Genomic DNA, 2,415 nt, shown 5'->3' with positions numbered 1-2,415 from the left:
CGCGATACAAGCGCACAGCGCGCTGACGTAGCTCGTCGGGGTACTTCTTCGGTGCTGCCACGGACGACTTCCTCCCCACGGCCATCAGACCATGATCAAGAAGCTCCATAGAAGCGGGGGTGGCTCACGGGAAGCCGCTGGTGTCGGCCAGGCCGGTGAGCTCGCAGATTTCGGCGCCGTCACGCAGGCCGCCGTCGGTGTTGATCGCGGGGATCCAGTCGGTGGCCTGCTCGATCGCCGCCCGGACTGCTGCGGTGATCGCGGCGCCCACACTGAATCGGGCGTCGATGCCGTGCTCGCGCTGACCTCGGATGTGGGCGAGGAAGCCGTGGGTGCTGCCGGCGCCGTCGGTGCGGATCAGCAGCGGTGTCCCGTGCCGGTGGGCGTCGGGGATCTGCGTGAGGGCCTCATCCAGGACGGTGATGTGGTCGGCGGTGGTGTTCGACCCGGCCCGTCCTTCGCGCAGCAGTCCGGCCAGGGCTCCGCCGGTGTTGTCGAGGAAACACGGCAGCGGGTGGTAGCCGAATGTCTTCTTCCACGTCCGCGTCGCCGATTCCTTCTCGGAATGGCAGATGACCAGGGTGGCGTCCATGTCCAGGACCAGCTCGGGGACCTCGCGGCCCGCCGCGACCGAGGCGGGCAACCGGCCGCCGGTCTCACAGGTCTGCGCCCACGCGACTTCCCGCGCTGCCGCCCGGGCCTGCCGCAACCGGGCCAACGTTGCGGCATCGAGGCTGTCCAGGACCCGCCACCCTGTCGCGTCCGATGCGACCTGCCCAAACAATTTCGGGCTGATGGCGTAGCACGCTCAGATCGGCGATCGCTTCGCCGCCGTCGGCGAGCATCACCGCCAGATCGACGGCGACCCGGCCCGGCTCATGGACCGGGCGTCGCTGCCGCAACCCGGCCAGCGCATCACCAAAACCTCTGGCCAACCCGGTCACCTCGGCGATGTCGGCCAGCAGGCGGGCGCCGGCGTGACCGACCACGCCCCGACCCCCACCAGAGACCGCAAGCTTGGGACGCATGCCGGTACGCTGCACCTTGAAAGTGCCTTCCCTGATGGATGGATGAGACCCTAGACAAGTCACATCGTTCCAGATCAGAAGGCACTTTCGCGTCCCCGGGACCGCCGCCGCGCAGCCCTTAACGAAGGGCCGAGGCTAGCATCCGTCGCATGTCACGAATCGTGAACGGGCGTTGGTTCGTATGGGCCTGGGGCTCTCTTGCAGTGGCAGTGGCCCTGTTGGCGCAGTTGATGGCGGCGGTCTGGGGCGGCCTCCTGCCGTTCAACCAGAGCTTCGCAGCTGGCGGGGACGGGGAATGGCTGAACCTGTTGGCCACCATTACCGGCCTCGCCGCCCTCACCTCAGCACTGGGCGGGTTAGTGGCTTCCAACCTGCTGTCCGGCGTGATGAGGCGACTTGGCGTCATCGCGTTGGTCGCTGCGGCAGGCCTGACCTCTGTTCCGTTCCTTCACGGAAGGGCCGCAGACGCTCGTAACGTCAGCCTGGCGATGGGTGGGCCGGAGACCTCTGTGACCATCGCCCTGGCCGTCGGGCTCGTGCTGGGCGGCCTGGCTGCTGGGGTCTTCCATGCCCGCGATGGGTGGGCTCTGTCCATCGGCCTGGCGGTCACCACCGTCGCGGTGTGGTTGTTGTTCGTAGTTGCTATCAGACTGCCGGTTCCCAAACTCGGACCCGCCACCGAGGCACCCCCGATCGGGATGCCCAGCGACGTGTTCAGGACTAATGAGTCTCTGTGGCTCGGCGGTTGGCTTCCACTTCTTCCCATTTCGTGGGTAGTGATCGGAGCCGCCTCAGCGATCGCCGCCAAGCGTTTCGCCGCGAGCCAAGCGACCGTCGTGCTCAGCGGCGTGCTCGGGGCAGTACTTATCTCACTCTCGTATTTCGCGGCTCGTCCCAGCGGTGGTCCCTACATCGACCACACCACTGTCCAAAACGGTGCCTTTGGCTGGGCTCTCATGATCATCGGTGGAGCAGTCCTCGGAGCGGCCCTCGCCAGCCGCGTCCCGGTCTGGGGCACGCAAGGGGCACAAGACAGCGCGAAACGTCGGGGACTAACGGCGAACGACGCGAGCTGAGAAGGGCACTGACAGCCGCCAGGGGTGTTGCCGGAAATAGCCGGGAAACGAGTGCTCTCCACGTCCACGTCTGACAATCGCGCTGGGTGACAAACTGGGTGACGACGGGCGTGGGCAACGCCGGACGTCCAGGCACAACGCCCGGCAGGTCAGGCCGGAAAACCCTTAAATCCACAGACCCAGGCTAGTACGGCAGCCGCCGTTTGGGATCATGGCTGGAGTTCGAGGTTGAGGCGCCGGGTGTAGTGGGCTTGTCGGGCTCGGGCTTGATGGCGGCGGCGCCAGTCTGACCAGCGCAGGCGGTGGGTGAG

At 66.9% G+C, this 2,415-nt stretch carries 1 protein-coding gene and 1 pseudogene; one reads left to right on the top strand and one right to left on the bottom strand.

The features are described from left to right. Positions 1 to 127 precede the first annotated feature (127 nt). Positions 128 to 1,064 (bottom strand): annotated as a pseudogene (locus KBX63_RS34795) (transposase); the annotation flags it as partial. Positions 1,065 to 1,177: 113 nt separating this feature from the next. Here KBX63_RS34795 and KBX63_RS34790 point away from each other — a divergent pair. After that, complete coding sequence (locus tag KBX63_RS34790; protein ID WP_210918670.1) at positions 1,178 to 2,104, top strand: hypothetical protein; 927 nt, start codon at positions 1,178 to 1,180, stop codon at positions 2,102 to 2,104. Positions 2,105 to 2,415: the final 311 nt, after the last annotated feature.

This window comes from Micromonospora sp. U21 (genome assembly GCF_018070045.1).
Classification (GTDB): domain Bacteria; phylum Actinomycetota; class Actinomycetes; order Mycobacteriales; family Micromonosporaceae; genus Micromonospora.
This window is presented reverse-complemented; position numbering and strand designations above follow the sequence as displayed.

What these genes read in the sequence shown, in the direction of transcription:
- KBX63_RS34790 (WP_210918670.1), top strand. Translation starts at nt 1,178, where the DNA reads ATGTCACGAATCGTGAACGGGCGTTGGTTCGTATGGGCCTGGGGCTCT.